The sequence below is a fragment of the Promicromonospora sp. NFX87 genome, assembly GCF_048564965.1.
Classification (GTDB): domain Bacteria; phylum Actinomycetota; class Actinomycetes; order Actinomycetales; family Cellulomonadaceae; genus Promicromonospora.
Genome location: NZ_CP183413.1, coordinates 101,078 through 120,499, shown reverse-complemented (window position 1 = coordinate 120,499; position 19,422 = coordinate 101,078). Strand labels below are relative to the sequence as shown.

Genomic DNA, 19,422 nt, shown 5'->3' with positions numbered 1-19,422 from the left:
CGCCGCGCGCTCCGATTCGTTGTCCGAGCATGGCGTCCGGTATCCTCGACAGGCCGCGCCAGACTCCGGTCCTGTGGCCGCGCGCCGCCTCGGCGAGCGCGAGGAGGATTCGCCTAGTGGCCTATGGCGCACGCTTGGAAAGCGTGTTGGGTTAACGCCCTCGGGGGTTCGAATCCCCCATCCTCCGCAGTGCGCAAGGGCCCGGAGTCGTTGGAATTCCAACGGCTCCGGGCCCTTCGTCATGTCAGACGGCGTCCCGCGCCCGGTCGGTTGACCACGTCACGACCGCCATTCCGCGCGGTAGTCCGGGTGGTCGGCGAACACCATGGCGTGGGCCAGGACCGCGACCTGGAGTCCGGCGAACAGATTCCTGGTAACGGCCGCTTCGTCCGCGCGTCCGCTGTCCGACGCCTTGGCCAGGACCCGGCCAAGCTCCTCGTACGTCTCCACGATGGTCCGCTTGGCCGCGATGTCGACGAGGACTCGCGTCGGGCTCCAGCGATCGATGTGCCGCTGCTGCTGCGGAAGTAACGGGGCGGCCACCGCGGGCTCGCCTTCGGCCTCGCCCGGATGTGACGAGGCGCTGTCGGCCATTCGTGCGATCGACTCGTCCTCGTCCAGTCGTGCAGTCAGGAACTCGGTGATGGTCATGCGGCCGATCCTTCCACGCGGCCCCCGGCTTGAAGCCGTCGCCCTCATCTCAGGGCGAGTCTGCACCGGGCTCGTCGTAGCGCCGGTAGCTCTCCGCCATCGGCCCCACCGGGGCGATGCTCCCGAGGATCGCGTCGCTGATCGCCGTGAGCTGGGTTACCTGTTCTGGGGTGAGCACGTCGATCACGTGCCGCCGGACCGTCGCCACGTGTCCCGGCGCTGCGGCACGCATCTTCTCCCGGCCACCCTCGGTGAGCCGCGCATCGGTGGCCCTGCCGTTCTCGGCGGACGGCGAACGCTCGACGTAGCCCCGGTCCTCCAGGCGCGCCACCACGTGCGAGAGCCGCGACAGGGTCGCGTTCGTCGCGCCGGCCAGCTCGGCCATCCGCATGGATCCGCCGGGTGTCTCCGACAGCACGGCCATGACGAAGTACTCGAAGTGGGTGACGCCGGAGTCGTGGCGCAGCTGACTGTCGAGCAACCCGGGAACCAGCTCCAGCACCGCTACGAACCGGACCCACGCCGCCATCTGGCCGCGGTCGAGCCACCGAGTGTCGTCCACGCCGTCAGGTTCCCACGGGACGGTTGAAGCTTCAACTCACCGCATGCTAGCGTGCCGCGAAAGTTGAAGCGTCAACTTGATTCACCCCCAGCCCCGTTGCTCATCAGCCAGCAAGCCAGCACAAGCACAGGGAGATGCCCATGAAGTTTCCGTGGACCAAGGACCTCGCAGTACTCGTCGCCCGCGTAGCGATCGGTGTGGTGCTCGTCGCGCACGGCGCCCAGAAGTTCTTCACGTACGGGATCGCCGGGACTAGCGACTCCTTCGCCGGCATGGGCATCCCCGTGCCCCAGGCCGCCGCCCTGTTCGCGGCAGTGGTCGAGCTCGTGGGCGGCGCCGCGCTGATCCTCGGCGCCGCGACCTCGATCGCCGGCATCCTGGTGGTCCTGAACATGCTCGGGGCGCTCGTGCTCGTCCACCTCGGCAACGGCGTGTTCGTCGACCAGGGCGGCTTCGAGCTGGTGGCCGCGCTCGGCGCCGGCGCGCTCCTCCTGGCAGCCACCGGCCCCGGCGCCTGGAGCGTGGACCACCTGGTCGGGCGCACGGTGACGGCCCGACGCACGCAGGCGACGTCCGCGAAGTAGAGCGTCTGTCCGGCCCCGCCGATGCCGTTCGCGGACAGGGCCGGACAGACGCTCTACCTCGGCGTCGAAGTGCGCGCGAGGTAGAGCGTGTGTCGGTCTACTTCGTGGAGCTGCGGCGCATGAAGAGCGCCGCGCCGAGGCCCGCCGCGCCGACCACGATCCCGGCCACGCCGAGCCAGCGGCCCACGGGGTCCACGGCCGGGGCGTCGTCCGCGACGGCGGCCTCACCGGAGGCGTCGCCGCGCGCAGAGTCAGCGCCCGCGACGTCGGCACCAGCGGCGTCGTCCGACGCCGTCCCGTGGTGCCCACCCTCAGCCTCTGCGGCGGTCGTCGTGAACACCGGCGCAGGGGCCTCCGGCTCCTTGCCGTCGTCAGTGGCGAGGTCGTCCCAGTCGACGACCGTGCCATCGGTGTACGTCTGGTGGGCGGGGAGCACGATCTCCGTGCCCTCCTCCGGCAGCGCCCCGACCCGGACGGCGAACTCCTGGTACTCGTGCGGCGGAACCTCGTTGCCCTTCTCGGCGGTCCAGGTGATCCGCGCCGGCGCCTCGTCGACCGTCGCTCCCTCGACCTCGAACGGCTCGTCGAGGGGCCGCACCTCGACCTCCACGTCCCAGCCGGGCAGGGAACGCGGGGTGACGCTCAGGAACGGGGTGTCGGTGGGCAGGTCCACCACGAGCTTCTCGGTCGACGCGTCGTCCGACTCCGTCGGCACGCGGAACGTGAGGCTCGCGTAGCTCTCGGCGGCGGTCGTGTCGGGGTTCACCGTCACGTGGGCGTAGGCCACGGTGGGCAGCAGCACCAGGACGGCGGTTGCGGGGACTGCCGCGAGGGCGCAGCGGGCGGGCATGCTGAAGCGAGTCATGTTCTTGTTCCTTCGAGGTGCGGCGGGTGGCATGAGCGGGGCGTGCGGCGACGCACCACCCGCCCGACACCGTCAGGCCGCGAGGTACGTCAACCGGGCCGACGACGGCGGCCCGCGCTCCGGCGCCACGTGCACGTCCACGAGCGCACGGGGACGCTCGGGGACCACCGGCACCGGGACCCGCCGGGCCACCGGCAACCAGAGCGGCGCCACCGAGAGCGGCCGGACCAGCCACGACGCGAGCAGCCAGACACCACGCTCGACACCCACGAGCAGCCCGACGGACACGACCGTCGCCAGGGCGTGCCAGGCGAGCATCCCGGGCTCCATCCCCGCGGGCGCTGCACCGACGCACGGCCCGTGCGTGAGCGGCCCGGTGAGCGAGCCCGCCAGGTGGGCGTGCGCCGCGACGTCGGGCAGCGTGGACAGCGCACACGCGCCGCCGAGGAACGAGAGGGTCTGGTGCAGGGCGTACTGCCCGAGACCCGCGAGGGCGAGGCCGCCCCGCCAGCGGATCTGCCGCCGCACGGCCAGCGTGGACACGACGAGCAGCAGGGCGCCGAGCAGGGTGACCAGCTCGGCGGGCGGGAGGTGGCCGCCTGCCTCGAAGTGCGCGGTCAGCGCCAGGGCGAGCACGACCACGGTCCACAGGAGCGCACGGCCGAGGCCCACGGCACCTGAGGACGGGTTCAGCACAGCAAGGACCCTAGCCCGTTCGCTCAGCGAGCAGGCGTGGCCGACTCCTCGTCGGTGGACTCCCGGACACCGATCCTGGGCTGCGGCTCGATCTCCGCCGTCGGCACGCATCCTTCGGCGTTGGTCAGCGGCGTGTCCGCCGAGATGTCGACGTCAGCGATGTCCAGAGGGGGCTCGAACTCGGACCCGATCAGCAGATCGACCGTACGGTCACTGCTCTTCCGATCGTCGAGGACGAGCCGGACGTCCGGGAAGTGCGCCGCGACGGTGTACGCCGCGACGATCCCGCCCTTGCCGAACCGCAGCTCGGAGTAGGTGACGTTCTTGGCGGCGTTGGTCACCTCGCTGACCTCGAAACCCCGCTCCGTGAGCGCATTCCCGTACGCGCCCCCGAGGCCGGTCTGGCCGATGCCGCCGGGGCCCTCGCCCGAGGCGTTCAACACCTTGACCTTGACCTCCGAGTACGCGACCGGCAGGGCGCCGTCCGGCTGGCCCTCCACCGCGGGAAGGCACGGCACCGGGTAGGTCTCCTGCTGCGCCACGCCCACCGTGTTGAACGGACGGTTGAACGGCGAGCTGATGGCGCCCGAATAGACCGCGAGCGCGAAGATGCCGCAGACCGCCAGGAACGCGATGAGCACGCCGAAGACCACTGCCTGGCGCTCGTGCTCTCGGCGACGGCGCTCCACGCGTGCCTGGTCCAACCCGGGGGATGTCACTCTTGGAACCTACCTGAGGTCAGCGGATGGTGAGCACGCGAGCGTGCAGTACTGGACGTTGTTGCAGGGCGGCGCGCACCGCGCGGTGCAGGCCGTCCTCGAGATACAGGGTGCCCTCGTACTCGACGACGTGCGCGAACAGGTCACCGTAGAACGTGGAGTCCTCGGCGAGCAGCGTATCGAGGTCGAGCGTCCGCTTGGTGGTCACGAGCTCGTCGAGCCGCACCTGGCGTGGCGGCACGTCTACCCAGTCACGTGTGCGCGAGCGCCCGTGCTCGGGGTACGGGCGGCCGTCACCTACGGCCTTGAAGATCATCGGTCCATCCTCACTGGACTCGGCGGAGCACGGTCCGGGAGCGGCGGTGAGAACCTGCCTGCTGACGCCGAACGGCGCCTCGAACCCTACCGGACGGAGCGTACGGAAGACAGCAGCACGCTCCGCCCGGCAGGTCAGCCGTTCTGCAGGTCACGCCGCCGGAAACCGGTGAAGGCCAGCAGGAACAGCAGCGCGGCGACACCGCACAGACCCCACAGGTGAGCCGCGTCGACGCCGTCGGCCATCGGGTTGCCCACCCACCAGAAGGGCGAGATCCCCCGCGCCCAGTCCGGCAGGTCGAACAGGTCAGCGAACATCCCGACGACGAACATGTAGCCGAACAGCACCCAGGCGAGGCCGGTGGCCTTGGGCACCCAGGCGTAGAGCACGGCCGCGAACGCGACGACGACCGCGAGACCAGGCAGGTAGGCGAGGGCGAGCTCCAGGTAGTCGCCGAAGCCGGGCTCGTCGAGGCCCGACGACGCTGCGCCCGCCCACAGGGCGAGCACGCCGGTCACCTGCACGACGGCCGCACCCACCAGTGCGAGGACCAGGCCGGAGGCGAACCACCGCGCGCGGCTCACCGGCTTGGTGAGGACGAGCCCGGCACGGCCGCTCTCCTCCTCGCCCTTGGCCCGGAGCGCCATGGCCACCCCGAACGCCGCCGCACCGGAGCCGGCGTACAGGCCGAACACCCCGAGGAACGTCCGGATCAGGTCGTCGCCCTCGCCCAGGATCGCGGAGTACACGGGGTTGTCGGCCGCGGACTCGACGAGATCGGGCACCGCCTCGACCACACCGCCCGAGGCGAACCACATGAGGCCGAGCCCGAGGCTGGTCCACAGCAGGGCCATCCGCTGCTGGACCCACGCCAGGGCGAAGGGCCCGGTCAGTGCGGGAGCGGCGTCGGACCGGCCCGCTCGGACGGCGACCAGACCCGCGCCGAAGTCACGGCGCGAGCCCAGCACGGCGGCCAGCGCGATGAGGAGGACGATCGCGGCGGCGCACAGGCCGAGCGGCCACCAGCGCATGTCCACGAACACCCGGGTCTGCTGCACCCAGCCGATCGGGGACAGCCAGGACAGCCAGCTCCCGTGCTCCTCCTGGATGTCGCCGACGGCCCGGAGCGAGTACGCCGCGCCGAGCACGGCGAGCGAGGCTCCCGTGGCCCCGCGCCCGTGCTCCATGGCCTGCGCGGCCACCAGTGCGACGGCGCCGAACACGAGCGCGCCCAGCGCGATCGAGAACGTCATGGTGAACGACTCGGCCGCGTCGAAGTCATAGGCCACCAGCACCAGGCCCGAGACGACGGCGACCAGCACGTTGGCGATCACCACCTGCAGCAGCGCCGCCACGGACGAGGCGTGGCGGCCCACCGCGCCGGCACGCACCAGCTCGGACCGGCTGCTCTCCTCCTCGGCGCGCGTGTGGCGCACGACCTGGAGGATGCTCATCACGGCGAGCGTGAGCACCAGCCACAGGATCAGCTCGTTCGCCACGGCCGCACCTGGCGTGTAGTCGTCCACGCCGTAGCCGGGGCCTGCCATCGAGATCATGGCGGGGGTACGCATGAGGGTCGCCCGGACCGACATCGCCTCCGGGTCGTCGCCGAGGATCACGTACTCGCCGAGCGAACCCGCGTAGAGCAGCGCGACACCGAGCGGCCAGACGAGCAGCCGCAGCCGGTCCCGGCGCAGCATGAAGCGCAGCAGGCGGCCGGTGCCCGCGAGCGTGGAGCCGAAGGCCGGCTCACGCACCGCAGCAGGTGCGGCCGGCGCGGTAGCGAGGGCGGTCATCGTGCATCCGCCAGCACGTCGCCGTAGTGGCGCATGAACAGCTCCTCCAGCGACGGCGGGGTCGCGGTGAGGCTGTGCACGTCGAGCGCGGCGACGGCGGACAGGACGGCGCCGATCTGCGCGTTGTCGACGTCGAACGTGACCCGGGTCCCGCCGTCCGAGGCGGTCGTGACCAGGTCGTGCACGCCCGGCAGCTCCGCGACGGCCGACGGGTCGCCGGCCACCACCGCGGTCACGCTCGTGCGCGTGAGGTGCCGCAGCTCGTCGAGCGTGCCGGACTCGACGTCGGTCCCGTTGCGGATGATCGTGACGGTGTCGCACACCTTCTCGACCTCGGACAGGATGTGGCTGCTGAGCAGCACCGACCGGCCGGCGTCCTTGGCCTCGCGGACGTACTCGGTGAACACGGCCTCCATGAGGGGGTCGAGGCCGGACGTCGGCTCGTCGAGCACGTACAGCTCCGCGTCGGTCAGGAACGCCGCGACCAGGGCGACCTTCTGCCGGTTGCCCTTGGAGTAGGTGCGCGACTTCTTGCGCGGGTCGAGCTCGAAGCGTTCCAGCAGCTCGGCCTTGCGCGCCGCGAGCCGCTTCTTGTCGTGGCGGCCGCTGAGCCGGGCGAGGTAGTCGATGCACTCGCCGCCGGTCAGGTTGGGCCACAGGCTCACGTCGCCGGGCACGTACGTGATGCGCTTGTGCAGCTCGACGGCGTCGCGCCACACGTCCCCGCCGAACAGGCGGGCGGAGCCGGAGTCGGTCCGCAGGAGGCCCAGCAGGACGCGGATGGTCGTGGACTTGCCCGCCCCGTTGGGGCCCAGGAAGCCGCGGATCTCGCCGGGCTGGACGGTCAGGTCCAGGCCGTCGAGGGCCTGGACGGTGCCGAAGGTCTTGCGCAGGTCGTGGATCTCTATCGCTGGTGTGGCGGTCATGGCTTGCTCGCTCTCGGACGTCGGAAGAGGGATGTGGCAGGCGCTACTCCTCTCCCGACGGCGGGTCAGGCACGTACATCAGGTACTCGTCGAGCATGCGGCGAGACGTGAGGAAGCCCTCGGTGAACAGCTCCATCATCGGCAGGTAGCTGTTCGTGAAATAGCCGCGGACGATGCCCGCGAGGTCGCTCGGGTCCGACGGCGGGCTGAGCGTCACCTCGAGCAGCAGCGCGCCGAGCGACGAGAGGGTGAGGTAGCGGGCCCGCGCCACCTCGTCCCGGCTGGGCACGATCACGCCCGCCGCCACGCCGTCCTTGGTGTAGCCCACCGCGTCGTCGACCATGTGGCCGATGAAGGCCTGGGCGAGCGCGCTGCCGTCCTGCATGGACCGCAGGACGTACCCGACGACGGGCGCGTTCTCCTCGGCGGCCGCGAACTTGTGGAAGAAACTCTGGCCCGCGGCTGCCGCGGCCACGTTCTCACGCTTGAGCCTGCCGATCGTGGCCAGCAGGTGTGCGTCGCACTCGGCGCGCAGCTTGTCCTTCGAGCCGAAGTGGTGCATCACGAGGCCGGCGCTCACGCCGGCGTCGGCCGCGATGGCGCGCACCGAGGCGCCGAAGCCCTCCACCGCGAACCGGTTGATCGCGGCGTCGCGGATCCGGGCGCGGGCGGTGAGGTCGCTCGTGCTCGTCTCTCTGCTGCCCGCTTCTCCAGCCTTGGCTGAACGCATGTTCAACATGCTAACCACGCGTTCAGCCCGGTGTCCAGACATGAGTCAGGCGCACGGATCACCCGGTGCGATCCGTGCGCCTGATGCCCGCGTGGTCAGCCCCGGGCGGTACCCCGCCAGCGGCCGATGACCCCCATGACGTGGTAGATCACCAGGGCAGACGCGGTGCCGAGGGCAATGGCGCCGAACTCCAGGTCGCCTGCGGTCCACGTGAAGCCCGCGATACCGATGACGAGCGGCACGGCGGCCGTCGCCAGGTTGACCGGGTCGGAGAAGTCGACCTTGGCCTGCACCCAGATGCGCGCGCCCAGGATGCCGATCATGCCGTAGAGCATGGTCGTGACCCCGCCGAGGACGCCCTCGGGGACGCTCGCGATCAGCGCGCCGAACTTGGGCGAGAGGCTCAGCACCAGCGCGCCGAACGCGGCGACCCAGTACGCCGCCGTCGAGTACACCCGGGACGCCGCCATGACGCCGATGTTCTCGGCGTACGTGGTGGTGCCCGAGCCGCCGCCGAGGCCGGCGAGGGTGGTGGCGACGCCGTCGGCCAGGAGCGCCCGCCCGGTCAGCGGGTCGTAGTTGCGGCCGGTCATCGCGGCCACCGACTTCACGTGGCCCACGTTCTCGGCGATGAGCACCAGCACCACCGGGAGGAACAGGCCGAGCACGTTCGGGTCGAACGACGGCGCGACGAAGTGCGGCAGGCCTACCCAGGCCGCATCCCCCACCTTCGAGAAGTCGACCTCGCCGCGCACCGTGGCGACGGCGTACCCGATGACGACGCCGAGCAGGATCGCCAGGCGGCCGACAAGACCGCGGAACAGGACCTGGATCAGGAGGATCGAGGCGAGGGTGATCACCGCGGTCACCGGGGAGGCCTGGAAGTTCTGCCACGCTACCGGCGCCAGGTTGAGGCCGATCAGGGCCACGATCACGCCCGTCACCACCGGCGGCATGGCGACCTGGATCCAGCGCGGCCCCGCGAAGTGCACCACCACACCGACGAGCGCCAGCAGCAGGCCGGTGGCGAGGATGCCGCCGATCGCCGCCGACTGCCCGCTCGACGCCGTGGCCGCCAGGATCGGCGCGATGAACGCGAAGCTGGACCCGAGGTAGCTCGGCAGCTTGTTTCCCGTGATCAGCAGGAAGGCGATGGTGCCGATCGCCGAGAAGAACAGCGTGGTCGCGGGGTCGAACGTCGTGATGGTCGGCACCAGGAACGTGGCGCCGAACATCGCAACGATGTGCTGCAGACCGATCCCGATGGTGCGCGGCCAGCTCAGCCGCTCGTCCGGGGCGACCACCTCACCAGGGGTGATGCGGGCGCCGTCGCCGTGCAGCTTCCAGCGGAGTCGCATGTCTTCGTCCTTGATCTCGCAACGGGGGTGTCGCGCGGATCCTAGCGGCAGGTACTGCGGTACTCACCGATCAGCGTGTCCGGGACAGGGGGCGGGCAGAGGAACCGCGTGTACCGCTCGTCGTCGTCCACGTAGCGCTTGAGCCAGGACAGGCTGTACCTGGCGATGGTCGTGCTGTCGGCCGTGGGCACGGAGTGCGAGGCGTCACGGAGCTCCAGGTACGCCTTGTCGCCGTCCGCCGGCAGCGACTCGTAGAACCGTTCGGAGTGCGACCGCACCGGCGCGATGCTGTCGTCCTCGGCGCCGATGATGAGGGTCGGCGTGGTGACCTCGGGGAAGGACTTGTCGGTGTTCCACGGCGTCAGCGGGATCGCCGCCTGCATCGCCGGGTGGTCCTTGGCGGCCTCCAGGCTGCCGCCGCCGCCCATCGAGTGGCCCATCACGGCGAGCCGGCCGGGGTCGATCCGGTCCGCGAGCTCGGTGCGCTGCAGGTGGTCCAGCGCGGCGAGCAGCTGGTCGCCACGCCGGTCGGGCGAGTCGGACAGGCGGAGCGTGTCGATGGTGATCACCACGAAACCCTGCGACGCGAGCCGCGGCCCCAGCCAGGCGATGGCGGCCTGCGAGGACCGGTAGCCCGGCGACACCGCCACCGCTCCGAAGGTGCCCTCGGAGGTGTCGACGGGGAAGTACACCGTGCCGCCGCCGAAGCCCTCGGCGGCGGCACGGGTGACGACCGCTGTCCCGATCTCGAACGTGCCCCGGGCCGCCTCGATGCTCTCCACGGTCGGGTCGGGCCCGCGCTGATAGCTGTCGTCGGCGACCGCGGAGGGCAGTGCCACGAGGGTTCCTGCGACGAGCGTGGTCGCCGCGAGAGCGGCTCGGACGGCACGAGAAAAGCTCTGCATGGAGTTCTCCGATGTGTGTCGCGGCAAGCACGGCCGACACGACCATAAGAAGAATCTCTCCGCCCGGCCCGCGCTAGCCGTAATTTCGCGCCAGGAACGGGACGGCGCGCGTCAGCCGAGCTGCGGGCGCACCTCGCGCGCGATCAGGTCGAGGTGGTCCAGGTCGGCCAGGTCCAGGATCTGGAGGTACACCCGCTGGACCCCCGCTGCCTCCAGGGCCTTGAGCCGGTCCACGACCTCGGTGACCGTCCCGGCGATGCCGTGCTCGCGCAGCTCCGCGGGCTCTCGGCCGATCGCCGCCGCACGCCTGGTGAACTCGGCCTCGTCCTGGCCGACGGCAGCGACCAGCGCGACGGACTGGACCAGCGACCCGGGCGCGCGCCCGGCGTCGGCCAGCGCCTTGTTGATGACCTCGATGCGCGGGCCGATCGCGTCGATCTCCGGGAAGGACTGGTTGTACTCGTCGCCGTACCGCGCCGCGAGGGCCGGTGTCCGGCGCGGGCCGCCGCCACCGATGAGCACGGGGATCCTGGACTGCAGGGGCTTCGGCAGGGCCGGCGAGTCGACGATCTCGTAGTGCTCGCCAGAGAACGAGAACTTCTCCCCCACCGGGGTGCCCCACAGGCCGGTGATGACGGCGAGCTGCTCCTCGAGGATGCCGAACCGCTTGTCGGGGAACGGGATGCCGTACGCCTTGTGCTCGGCCCCGAACCAGCCGGTGCCGAGGCCGAGCTCCACGCGGCCGCCGGACATCTGGTCCACCTGCGCCACCTGGATGGCGAGGACGCCGGGGTGGCGGAACGTCGCCGAGGACACCAGCGTGCCGAGCCGCACGGTGGACGTGTCGCGGGCGAGGCCCGCGAGCGTGATCCAGGAGTCGGTGGGGCCGGGCAGGCCGTCGCCGTCGCCCATGGCGAGGTAGTGGTCGGACCGGAAGAACGCGCTGAACCCGAGGCGCTCGGTCGCCTGGGCGACAGCGAGCTGGTCGTCGTACGTCGCGCCCTGCTGGGGCTCGGTGAAGATACGCAGGTCAAGATTCATGGCCTCAACCTTGCCACGCTCTACCGACGTCGGCTGCGAGCGACCGACGCGTTCAGTCGAAGGCGGGGTCCGTCGTGCGGGAGCGCTTGATCTCGTAGAAGTACGGGTACCGCGCGAGCGTCACGGAGGCGTCGAACAGGGCTGCCGCCTCCTCGCCGCGCGGGACGCGCGTGAGCACCGGGCCGAAGAACGCGACGCCGTCGACGTGGATCGTGGGCGTGCCGACGTCGTCGCCGACGGGCTTCATGCCGGACTCGTGGGAGGCGGCGAGCGCCGCGTCGTGGTCGGTGGACGTCGCGGCCCCGGCGAGGTCGGCGGGCAGGCCGGCCTCGGCGAGCGCCTCGACCGCCACGGCGTCGAAGTCCTTGTTCTGCTGGTTGTGGATCCGGGTGCCCGCCGCGGTGTAGAACGCGGAGAACGCCTCGGGTCCGTGGTCGGCCTGGACCGCCGCGGCGATGCGGCCGATGCCGCGCGACCGCTCGATGCGCGCCCGGTACCCGTCGTCGATGTCCCTGTCCTTGTTCAGCAGGTAGAGGCTCATCAGCTTGAAGGTCAGGTCGACGTCGCGGAGCTGCGCCACCTCGAGCGCCCAGCGCGACGTGATCCAGGCGAAGGGGCACATGGGGTCGACGTAGACGTCCACGACGGGCTTGGCAGCGTTCTCGGTCACGCCCGCAGACTACGCTCACTGCGTGACCGGGATCCGTTGGGCGAGTCTCGCCACCGTCGTCGGCGGTGGGGTGATCTTTCTGGTGTGCCTTGTCGGAGTTGTACTGGGTCATCCGTGGTCGGCGGTACCCGGTGGCCTCGGCCTCCTGATGGCCGTGCGCGAGGTGCGCTACCTGCACAGACTGCGGTCCGGCAAGATCTCGAGCCCGGAAAACTAGCGCCTTGACCACCATGTATCGCTCAAGGATCTTTCCCGCGTCCCGAAAGGTACGCGGTAGCCTGCCTGGCATGACCGCCGTCCGTACCCATACGCATGCGCAGGCAGTAGACGTCGCGGTGGACCTGTTCACCCGGCAGGGGTACGAGGGGACCACCGTCGAGGAGATCGCCGACGCCGCTAAGGTCAGCCGGGCCACGTTCTTCCGCCGGTACCGCTCGAAGGAGGACGTGGTCTTCGCCGACCACGAGCTCCTGCTCGAGGAGGTGGTGGTGATGCTCGCCGCCACCCGCCCCGACGCCCGTACCAGTGAGGAGTCCGGGCACGACCTCGGCCGTGCCTGGGACCCCGAGATCGACCCGTACCTCGAGGTGTGCCGCGCGGCACGCATGGTGTTCGACCACCACGTGGGCCAGCGCGAGACGTCGCTCGCCCGGTACGCCCTGCTGCAGCAGGTCCCTGCCCTGCGCGACCGTGAGCTCATCACCACGCACCGCTACGAGCGGGCGTTCACGCACTACCTGCGCGACACGCTGCCGCCGGAGCGGTCGACGTCCACGGCGTCGATCGCGTTCGCCGCGTCCGTCGTCGCCGTGCACAACGCGATCCTGCGGCGCTGGCTGCGCACGCCCTCGCTCGAGCTGCGGCCCGAGCTCGAGGAGGCGTTCGCCGACCTGCGGCGGGCCGCCGTCCTCGGCGCAGGCGGCCACGCTCCGGCGGCGGGCGGGGCGCCGTCCGGCCGCCGGGTGGTCGTGACCGTCGTCTCGGGCGGGGCCGGGCCGGACGAGGTGGCTCGCGCGGTCCGGGAAGCGCTCGCCTAGCACGCGCCAGGCACTTCCGGGCGGGAATGGGGTCGTGGCATCCTGTGTTCCGCTAGCAAGCAGTTCAGTAGTTCAAGTGCAGCAGATGCACACGTGCTCCGGGGTCGGTGAAATTCCGAGCCGGCGGTGACAGTCCGCGACCCGTGTCGCTCCCTCGGGAGAGGCTCGGTTGACCTGGTGGAACTCCAGGACCGACGGTTAAAGTCCGGATGGGAGGAAGCACGTGCGGCGCGCGCCGTCACCCCTCGGGGTGCCCTCTCGCGTCGTCGTCGGTGTCCTTGTGGCGCGCCGACCCTCACCCCGGAGTCCCCGTGTGCGGACCTTCGGAGAGGGAAGAGACATGGACTGGTTCCGCGCCGCCTATGACGCGACGTTCCTGGTTGCCGACCAGCAGATCTACTGGCGCGAGGTCATCGGCAACCTGTTCGGGCTGGCGTCGGCGCTCGGCGGCCTGCGCCGCAAGGTGTGGGCCTGGCCCGTCGGCATCGTGGGCAACATCCTGCTCTTCACGGTGTTCATGGGCTCCTGGTTCGGCGACGCGACGCGAGCGGACATGCTGGGCCAGGCGGGCCGGCAGATCATGTTCATCGCCGTGTCGATCTACGGCTGGTACCGCTGGCGCCAGACCCAGCGGATGGGCGGCGTCGGCACGGTGGCCGTGCACCCCCGCTGGGCGTCCTGGCAGGCCCGCGTGGGCCTGGTGACCGGCATGTTCGCCGGCACGCTGCTCCTGACCCCGCTCTTCCGGGCCCTCGGCTCGTACGAGCCGGTCTGGGCCGACGCCTGGATCTTCATGGGCTCCGTGCTCGCGACCTACGGCATGGCCAAGGGCTGGGTCGAGTTCTGGCTGATCTGGGTGGCCGTCGACCTGGTCGGCGTCCCGCTGCTGTTCTCGGCCGGGTACTGGGCGACCGCGCTGATGTACGTGATCTACGGCCTGTTCACCCTCTTCGGGTTCTTCGCGTGGTGGCGCATCAGCCGCCGCGAGAGCGCGGATCCGGACGAGGCAGCGGTCACCGCCTCGTGAGGGCGTAGCGTCGGGCTCCGTGACCTCACGGGACCGCACGGCCAGGATCGGGATCGTCGGCTCGGGCTTCCGGGCCCGGACCATGCTGCGGGTGCTGAACGCGCTGCCCGACCGCTTCGAGGTCGTCGGCGTGGCCACCCGCAACGCGGCGGACCGCGCGGAGCTGGCGTCCCGCGGCCTCCCCGCCGCGGGCCTGCCCGGGCTCCCGGCGCCCGCCTACGCCTCGGTGCCCGAGCTGCTCGCCGGCGGCCGGCCCGACGTCGTCCTGCTGACCCTGCCCGCCGGCGCGGCCCAGCCGGTGATCCGCGACCTCGCCGCGGCGGGCGTCCCCGTCCTGACGGAGACGCCCGCCGCCGGCACCGTCGAGGAGCTGACGGCCCTGCAGCGGCTCGTGGACGACGGCGCGTGCGTGCACGTCGCCGAGCAGTACCACCTGGAACCGCTGGTCGGGGCGCAGCTCGCGGTCGCCGGCTCGGGACTGCTGGGCGCCGTGACGGACGCGCACGTCGCCGTGGCGCACGACTACCACGGCCTCAGCGTGCTGCGCCGGGCCCTGGGCATCACGTTCGAGGACGCGGTGATCACGGCCCGGCGCGATGCGCGCCGGGTGCTGCCGAGCCCCAGCCGCGCGGGTGATCCCGAGGACCTGGACCTCGTCGACACGGTGCACGCGACCGCGTGGCTGGACTTCGGCGGCCGGCTCGGCACCTACGAGTTCGACGACATCCAGTACCGCTCCTGGGTCCGCTCCCCCGCGCTGCTGGTCCGCGGTGAGCGCGGCGAGCTGCGCGACGACGTCGTGCGGCACGTCGGCGCCGACGGGCTCCCCCGGCGTTCCACGCTGGAGCGGGTGGCCGCGGGCGGGGCCGGCAGCCACGAGGGCCTGTACCTCCGGGGCTACACGCTCGACGGCGGCTGGCTGTACCGCAATGAGTTCCGGCCGGCCCGCCTGCCCGACGACGAGCTGTCGATCGCGCGCATCGTCGCCGACATGGCCGACCACGTGCTGCACGGGACGCCGTCGCCCTACTCCGTGGCCGAGGCCGCGCAGGACCAGTACCTCCAGCTCCAGGTGCGGTTAGCCGCGGCGTCGAGCGAACGCGTGCGGACCACACCGCAGCCGTGGGCCCACGGGCGGGCCTGCCGCCATGCCGGGCCTGCTCAAAGTGAGACCTAGTATCGTTTGACCTGAGATCCAGTACCGGAGCACCATGGAACCATGACTCAGACCCCAGGTGTGACGGCGCCCGACTACGACGTCTCACAACCGCTCGACATCGACTTCGCCGGTGCCTTCGCGGACGTGACGGAGGAGGAGCGGGCACACCAGCTCGCCGTCCGCCGGTTCGTGCAGGACGAGGTCCTGCCGGTCATCGACGGCTACTGGGAGCGGTACGAGGTCCCGCTGGACCTGGTCAAGCGCATGGCCGAGCTGGACTTCCTGCGCGACGGCGTGGACGTGCCCGGCTACCCGAAGATCTCCAAGATGGCCGAGGGCCTGGCCGCGATGGAGATGTCGCGCGGCGACGGCTCGGTCTCCACCATCTGCGGTGTGCAGGGCGGCCTCGCGCTGCGCTCGATAGTGATGCTCGGCTCCGACGAGCAGATCGAGAAGTACGCCGGCCCCATGGCCCGCGGCGAGATCCTCGGTGCCTTCGCGCTGACCGAGCCCACGCACGGCTCGGACTCGGTGGGTCTGGAGACCTCCGCCGTGCCGGAGACCCGGGACGGCGTCGAGGGCTACGTCATCAACGGCGAGAAGAAGTGGATCGGCCTGGGCTCGATCGGCGACATCTCCGTCGTGTGGGCACGTGGCGAGGACGGCCAGGTGCACGGCTACATCGTGCCGCAGGACGCCCCCGGCTACGCGGCGACGACCATCGAGGGCAAGGTCTCGCTGCGCGCCATCCACCAGGCGCACATCGTCCTGACGGACGTGTTCGTCCCGGCCGGGAACCTCCTGCCCAAGTCCCGCACCTTCAAGGACACGGGCCGGGTCCTGTTCGCGACCCGGCTCGGCGTCGCCTGGCAGGCCGTCGGCCAGGCCGTCGCGTGCTACGAGTCGGCAGTGGCCTACTCGAAGCAGCGGACGCAGTTCGGCCGCCCGCTGGCCGCGAGCCAGATGGTGCAGGAGCGTCTCACCACGATGCTGTCGGTCCTCACGCAGATCCAGCTGCTCGTGAAGCAGATGACGCGGCTCGACGAGGCCGGGCAGCTCACGGGCCCGCAGGCCTCGCTCGCCAAGTACACCTGCACGCGGGGAGCCCGCGAGATCGCGGCGATCGCCCGCGACCTGCTCGGGGGCAACGGCATCCTGCTGGAGAACCGCGTGGCCCGGCACTTCACCGACATCGAGGCCCTGCACACCTACGAGGGCACCGAGAGCGTGCAGGCGCTGATCATCGGTCGCGACATCACGGGCACCAGCGCGTTCGCCTGATCGCTCCGCCGTTGGTCGAGCTCGTCGAGACCGGTCTCGACGAGCTCGACCAGCGAGGCAGGGGTAGGGGAAACCCCACCCTCGTGCCGTGGGACGGCAGCATGTCGCGGGGCCGCGCGTCGGCCTAGTGTCATGCACATGACCAGCGATGACGGCCCGATGCCGCCCCAGCCCCGCACCCTCGAGGACCGCGTCGCGCCCGCTCTCGTCTCGGCCCCCGCGTTCTTCCGGGCGCCGTACGACGCCGCCACCTGGCGCGCCTTCGCCGCCCTCGCCGTCGGCTGGACCTGGCACCTGACGGGCGGGGTGGTCCTGTGGGTCCTCGTCGTGGTGTCCGCGGGCCTCGTCCCGGCGCTCGGCGTCGGGGTGCCGCTCCTCGCCGTAGCCCTGATCGGCGCGCGGTGGTTCGGCAAGGTCGAGCGCGCCCGCCTCGCCGCCCAGACCGGGATCACGATCCCCGCCCCGCCTCCGCTCCACGTCCCCGCCCGGCGCAGACTCGGGTCCACGCTGTGGGCGCCGGTCCGCGACAACCGCGCGTGGGCCGCCACCCTCTACGCCTTCCTCGCGACGCTGGTCAGCACCGTGTTCTTCGCGGCCGCCGCGGCGCTGTTCGGCGGGGCCGCCGCCGCGCTCGTGTTCGCGCTGCTCGGCAGGGACAGCGCCCTCGCGAGCTGGTCAGGCCTGCCGTGGCCCGCCGTCGTCGTCGGTGCGCTCGCCGGCGTCGTCCTGCTCGTGTGGGCCGCTGCCGCCCTCGCGCAGTACGGGTCGTTCCTCGTCCTGCGCCTCGCGAGGTTCCTGCTCGGACCGTCCGCCGCGGACATCGCCCACGCCCGAGCCGCCGTCGCCGAGCAGGAGACGCGCCTCGCCGAGGCGTCCGCGCACACCGCCCGCGAGCGGGCTGCGGTCCTCACCGAGTCGCGCACCGCGGTCGTCTCGGCGGCCGACACCGAACGCCGTCGCATCGAACGCGACCTGCACGACGGCGCCCAGCAGCGCCTCGTCGCCCTCGGCGTCGAGCTCGGTGTCGCCCGCCGGCTGGCCGACAAGAATCCTGAGCACGCGGTCGCGGCCCTGGAGCTCGCGCACCGCGAGATCAAGGAGACGCTCGCCGAGCTGCGCGACCTGGTGCGCGGCATCCACCCCGCGGTCCTCTCCGACCGCGGGCTCGACGCCGCGCTCTCCGCCCTCGCGGGGCGCAGCCCGGTGCCCGTCCGCGTCGAGGTCACCGGTGACCTGTCGCCCGCGAGCGCCGCCGCGCAGGCCGCCGCCTACTTCGTGGTCGCCGAGGCCCTGACCAACGTCGCCAAGCACGCCGGGGCGGACTCCGTCCGGGTAGTGGCGACCCTCGTACCCGACGACGACCCGGTGCGCCTGCGCATCACCGTGCACGACGACGGCCGGGGCGGCGCCGAGCTGTCCCACGGCAGCGGCCTCGAAGGCCTGCGCGGCCGGGTCATGGCCCTCGACGGCACGTTCGAGCTCGACAGCCCGCCCGGTGCGGGCACCCGCCTGACCGTGGAGGTCCCGTGCGCATCGTGATCGCTGAGGACTCCGTCCTCCTCCTGGACGGCCTCACGCGGCTGCTCGCCGCCGAGGGGCACACCGTGACGGGGCACGGCACGGCGGACGAGCTCGTCCGCGCGCTCTCCACCCCCGACGTCGAGCTGCCGGACCTGATCGTCACGGACGTCCGGATGCCGCCGTCGCACACCGACGAAGGGCTGCGCGCCGCCGTCCACCTGCGCAGCCTGCACCCGCGGCTGCCGGTCCTCGTGCTGTCGCAGTACGTGGAGCAGAGCTACGCGACCGAGCTGTTCGCGCGCGGCGCCCGCGGCCTGGGCTACGTGCTCAAGGACCGCGTCGCCGACGTCGACGAGTTCCTCGACGCGGTGGCCCGGGTGTCGGGCGGCGGCACCGTCGTCGACCCCGAGGTGGTCACCCAGATCATCGCGCGGCACCCCGGCTCCGACCTCGACGTCCTGACCCGGCGGGAGCGCGAGGTGCTCGCACTCATGGCCGAGGGCCGCTCCAACGCCGCCATCGCGGACCGCCTCGTCGTGGGGCTGGCCGCGGTGGAGAAGCACGTCACCAACATCCTGAACAAGCTCGGCCTCCCGCCGGCCGCCGACGACCACCGCCGTGTGCTCGCCGTGCTGCGCTGGCTCGACCAGAACGGATCCCGCTCATGAACCAGCCCTATCCCCAGGACGCCCCGGTCCTCGTCGACGCACCGGAGCCGCCGCAGCGCGGCGCCACCGGCCGCGTCCTGGCGGCCGCGGGTATCGCTCTCGCCGCCGTGGCGATCGTCCTCGGCGCACTGTTCCTGACCGACCTGACGATGTCGGAGACCCGCACCACCCACCGGTCCTACGACGCCGTGGACAGCGTCGAGCTCGTGGCCGACGGCGACGTCACGGTCACCGCCGCCGAGGGCGACATCGAGGTCGACGTCATAGCCCACAGCGGCCTGCGGGAGCCGACGTACTCGGCCGACGAGTCCGCGAGCCGGCTCGAGCTGACGCACCGGTGCGGGTGGTTCATCCCCCTCCCGCGCTGCTCGGGTGAGCTCGACGTCGCGCTGCCGGCCGGCACCGAGGTCGTGATCCGCACGGAGAACGGCGACATCGTGGCGACCGGCCTGGCCGGCGACCTGTCCCTGGACACGAGCAACGGCGACGTCGAGACCGCCGGGCTCACCGGCCCGCTGGACGCCCGCTCCAGCAACGGCGACATCGACGTCAGCGACTCCCGGGCCGACGTGGACGCCTCGACGTCGAACGGCGAGATCTCGGTCGCCGATGTGGACGGCACGGTCACCGCCGACAGCAGCAACGGCGAGATCACGATCGACTCGGTGACCGGCGACGCCTCCGCGGACACCAGCAACGGCTCGGTGGAGATCTCCGGGGTCGACGGCGACGTCCGCGGCGTGTCCAGCAACGGCGAGGTCACGGTCATCGGCGGCGACGAGCCCGTTGCCCTGACGATCGACACGTCGAACGGCGACCAGATCATCGAGGGAGCCACCGACCCGAACGCCGAGCGCACTGTCGAGATCCGCAGCTCGAACGGCGACGTGGCCTACCTCGAGAGGTAGCC

The 19,422-nt window shown here is 71.7% G+C and carries 22 protein-coding genes, 1 tRNA gene and 1 riboswitch; of the genes, 10 read left to right on the top strand and 13 right to left on the bottom strand.

The annotated features are described in order from the left end of the window. Positions 1-102: 102 nt before the first annotated feature. Positions 103-187: transfer RNA gene (locus ACNYC2_RS00595), tRNA-Ser, on the top strand. A gap of 92 nt (positions 188-279) precedes the next feature. Here ACNYC2_RS00595 and ACNYC2_RS00590 read toward each other — a convergent pair. Together ACNYC2_RS00590 and ACNYC2_RS00585 are read right to left on the bottom strand one after the other, a co-directional pair. After that, the gene (locus ACNYC2_RS00590) at positions 280-651 is read right to left on the bottom strand and encodes a DUF6221 family protein (RefSeq protein WP_419705204.1); all 372 of its coding nucleotides are present in this window, start codon (positions 649-651) and stop codon (positions 280-282) included. A 49-nt stretch (positions 652-700) separates the two neighbouring features. Beyond that, positions 701-1,213 (bottom strand): MarR family winged helix-turn-helix transcriptional regulator, encoded by a 513-nt coding sequence (locus ACNYC2_RS00585; protein ID WP_419705203.1) that lies wholly within the window; start codon positions 1,211-1,213, stop codon positions 701-703. Between the two features lie 140 nt (positions 1,214-1,353). On the opposite strand from ACNYC2_RS00585, the gene ACNYC2_RS00580 reads away from it, so the two are divergent. Beyond that, the gene (locus ACNYC2_RS00580; RefSeq protein WP_419705202.1) at positions 1,354-1,797 is read left to right on the top strand and encodes a DoxX family protein; all 444 of its coding nucleotides are present in this window, start codon (positions 1,354-1,356) and stop codon (positions 1,795-1,797) included. Positions 1,798-1,894: 97 nt separating this feature from the next. On the opposite strand, the gene ACNYC2_RS00575 is transcribed toward ACNYC2_RS00580, so the two are convergent. From ACNYC2_RS00575 to ACNYC2_RS00525, 11 genes are all read right to left on the bottom strand, one after another. Further along, positions 1,895-2,662 (bottom strand): YcnI family protein, encoded by a 768-nt coding sequence (locus ACNYC2_RS00575; protein ID WP_419705201.1) that lies wholly within the window; start codon positions 2,660-2,662, stop codon positions 1,895-1,897. Between the two features lie 72 nt (positions 2,663-2,734). Beyond that, positions 2,735-3,358, bottom strand: coding sequence for a hypothetical protein (locus ACNYC2_RS00570; RefSeq protein WP_419705200.1), 624 nt, complete (start codon positions 3,356-3,358; stop codon positions 2,735-2,737). 23 nt (positions 3,359-3,381) lie between these two features. Further along, a complete protein-coding gene (locus tag ACNYC2_RS00565) occupies positions 3,382-4,077 on the bottom strand; it encodes a LytR C-terminal domain-containing protein (protein WP_419705199.1) in 696 nt (231 codons plus the stop codon). Between the two features lie 19 nt (positions 4,078-4,096). Further along, positions 4,097-4,393, bottom strand: coding sequence for a type II toxin-antitoxin system VapB family antitoxin (locus ACNYC2_RS00560; protein ID WP_108493446.1), 297 nt, complete (start codon positions 4,391-4,393; stop codon positions 4,097-4,099). A gap of 134 nt (positions 4,394-4,527) precedes the next feature. Continuing rightward, positions 4,528-6,189 (bottom strand): ABC transporter permease, encoded by a 1,662-nt coding sequence (locus ACNYC2_RS00555; protein ID WP_419705198.1) that lies wholly within the window; start codon positions 6,187-6,189, stop codon positions 4,528-4,530. Further along, positions 6,186-7,115: an ATP-binding cassette domain-containing protein gene (locus ACNYC2_RS00550; protein WP_419705197.1), complete on the bottom strand. Its 930-nt coding sequence runs from the start codon at positions 7,113-7,115 to the stop codon at positions 6,186-6,188. Before ACNYC2_RS00550 ends, ACNYC2_RS00555 begins: the two co-directional genes overlap by 4 nt. A 43-nt stretch (positions 7,116-7,158) precedes the next feature. Next, a complete protein-coding gene (locus ACNYC2_RS00545) occupies positions 7,159-7,845 on the bottom strand; it encodes a TetR family transcriptional regulator (protein WP_419705196.1) in 687 nt (228 codons plus the stop codon). A gap of 95 nt (positions 7,846-7,940) precedes the next feature. Then, entirely contained in the window at positions 7,941-9,203 is a 1,263-nt protein-coding gene (locus tag ACNYC2_RS00540; RefSeq protein ID WP_419705195.1) for a uracil-xanthine permease family protein, read from the bottom strand. Between the two features lie 41 nt (positions 9,204-9,244). Then, positions 9,245-10,108 (bottom strand): serine aminopeptidase domain-containing protein, encoded by an 864-nt coding sequence (locus ACNYC2_RS00535; RefSeq protein ID WP_419705194.1) that lies wholly within the window; start codon positions 10,106-10,108, stop codon positions 9,245-9,247. Between the two features lie 111 nt (positions 10,109-10,219). Further along, on the bottom strand, positions 10,220-11,149 hold the full coding sequence (locus ACNYC2_RS00530; protein ID WP_419705193.1) for an LLM class F420-dependent oxidoreductase: 930 nt from the start codon (positions 11,147-11,149) through the stop codon (positions 10,220-10,222). 52 nt (positions 11,150-11,201) lie between these two features. Beyond that, positions 11,202-11,819: a disulfide bond formation protein DsbA gene (locus tag ACNYC2_RS00525; RefSeq protein ID WP_419705192.1), complete on the bottom strand. Its 618-nt coding sequence runs from the start codon at positions 11,817-11,819 to the stop codon at positions 11,202-11,204. Positions 11,820-11,841: 22 nt separating this feature from the next. Between ACNYC2_RS00525 and ACNYC2_RS00520 the strand changes: the two genes are divergently transcribed. The 8 genes from ACNYC2_RS00520 to ACNYC2_RS00485 all read left to right on the top strand — a co-directional run bounded on the left by ACNYC2_RS00520 (position 11,842) and on the right by ACNYC2_RS00485 (position 19,420). Further along, entirely contained in the window at positions 11,842-12,036 is a 195-nt protein-coding gene (locus ACNYC2_RS00520) for a hypothetical protein (RefSeq protein ID WP_377139937.1), read from the top strand. Between the two features lie 70 nt (positions 12,037-12,106). Beyond that, on the top strand, positions 12,107-12,856 hold the full coding sequence (locus ACNYC2_RS00515; RefSeq protein ID WP_419705191.1) for a helix-turn-helix domain-containing protein: 750 nt from the start codon (positions 12,107-12,109) through the stop codon (positions 12,854-12,856). Between the two features lie 89 nt (positions 12,857-12,945). Continuing rightward, positions 12,946-13,083, top strand: a riboswitch (FMN riboswitch). A gap of 113 nt (positions 13,084-13,196) precedes the next feature. After that, on the top strand, positions 13,197-13,883 hold the full coding sequence (pnuC, locus tag ACNYC2_RS00510; RefSeq protein WP_419705190.1) for a nicotinamide riboside transporter PnuC: 687 nt from the start codon (positions 13,197-13,199) through the stop codon (positions 13,881-13,883). A gap of 19 nt (positions 13,884-13,902) precedes the next feature. After that, a complete protein-coding gene (locus ACNYC2_RS00505; RefSeq protein WP_419705189.1) occupies positions 13,903-15,060 on the top strand; it encodes a Gfo/Idh/MocA family protein in 1,158 nt (385 codons plus the stop codon). A gap of 42 nt (positions 15,061-15,102) precedes the next feature. Continuing rightward, positions 15,103-16,323: an acyl-CoA dehydrogenase family protein gene (locus ACNYC2_RS00500; protein ID WP_419705188.1), complete on the top strand. Its 1,221-nt coding sequence runs from the start codon at positions 15,103-15,105 to the stop codon at positions 16,321-16,323. A gap of 138 nt (positions 16,324-16,461) precedes the next feature. Then, positions 16,462-17,862: a histidine kinase gene (locus tag ACNYC2_RS00495; protein ID WP_419705187.1), complete on the top strand. Its 1,401-nt coding sequence runs from the start codon at positions 16,462-16,464 to the stop codon at positions 17,860-17,862. Then, entirely contained in the window at positions 17,850-18,512 is a 663-nt protein-coding gene (locus tag ACNYC2_RS00490) for a response regulator (RefSeq protein ID WP_419705186.1), read from the top strand. The genes ACNYC2_RS00495 and ACNYC2_RS00490 overlap by 13 nt, the downstream gene beginning before the upstream one ends. Next, positions 18,509-19,420: a DUF4097 family beta strand repeat-containing protein gene (locus ACNYC2_RS00485; RefSeq protein ID WP_419705185.1), complete on the top strand. Its 912-nt coding sequence runs from the start codon at positions 18,509-18,511 to the stop codon at positions 19,418-19,420. The genes ACNYC2_RS00490 and ACNYC2_RS00485 overlap by 4 nt, the downstream gene beginning before the upstream one ends. The last annotated feature ends 2 nt before the right edge of the window (positions 19,421-19,422 follow it).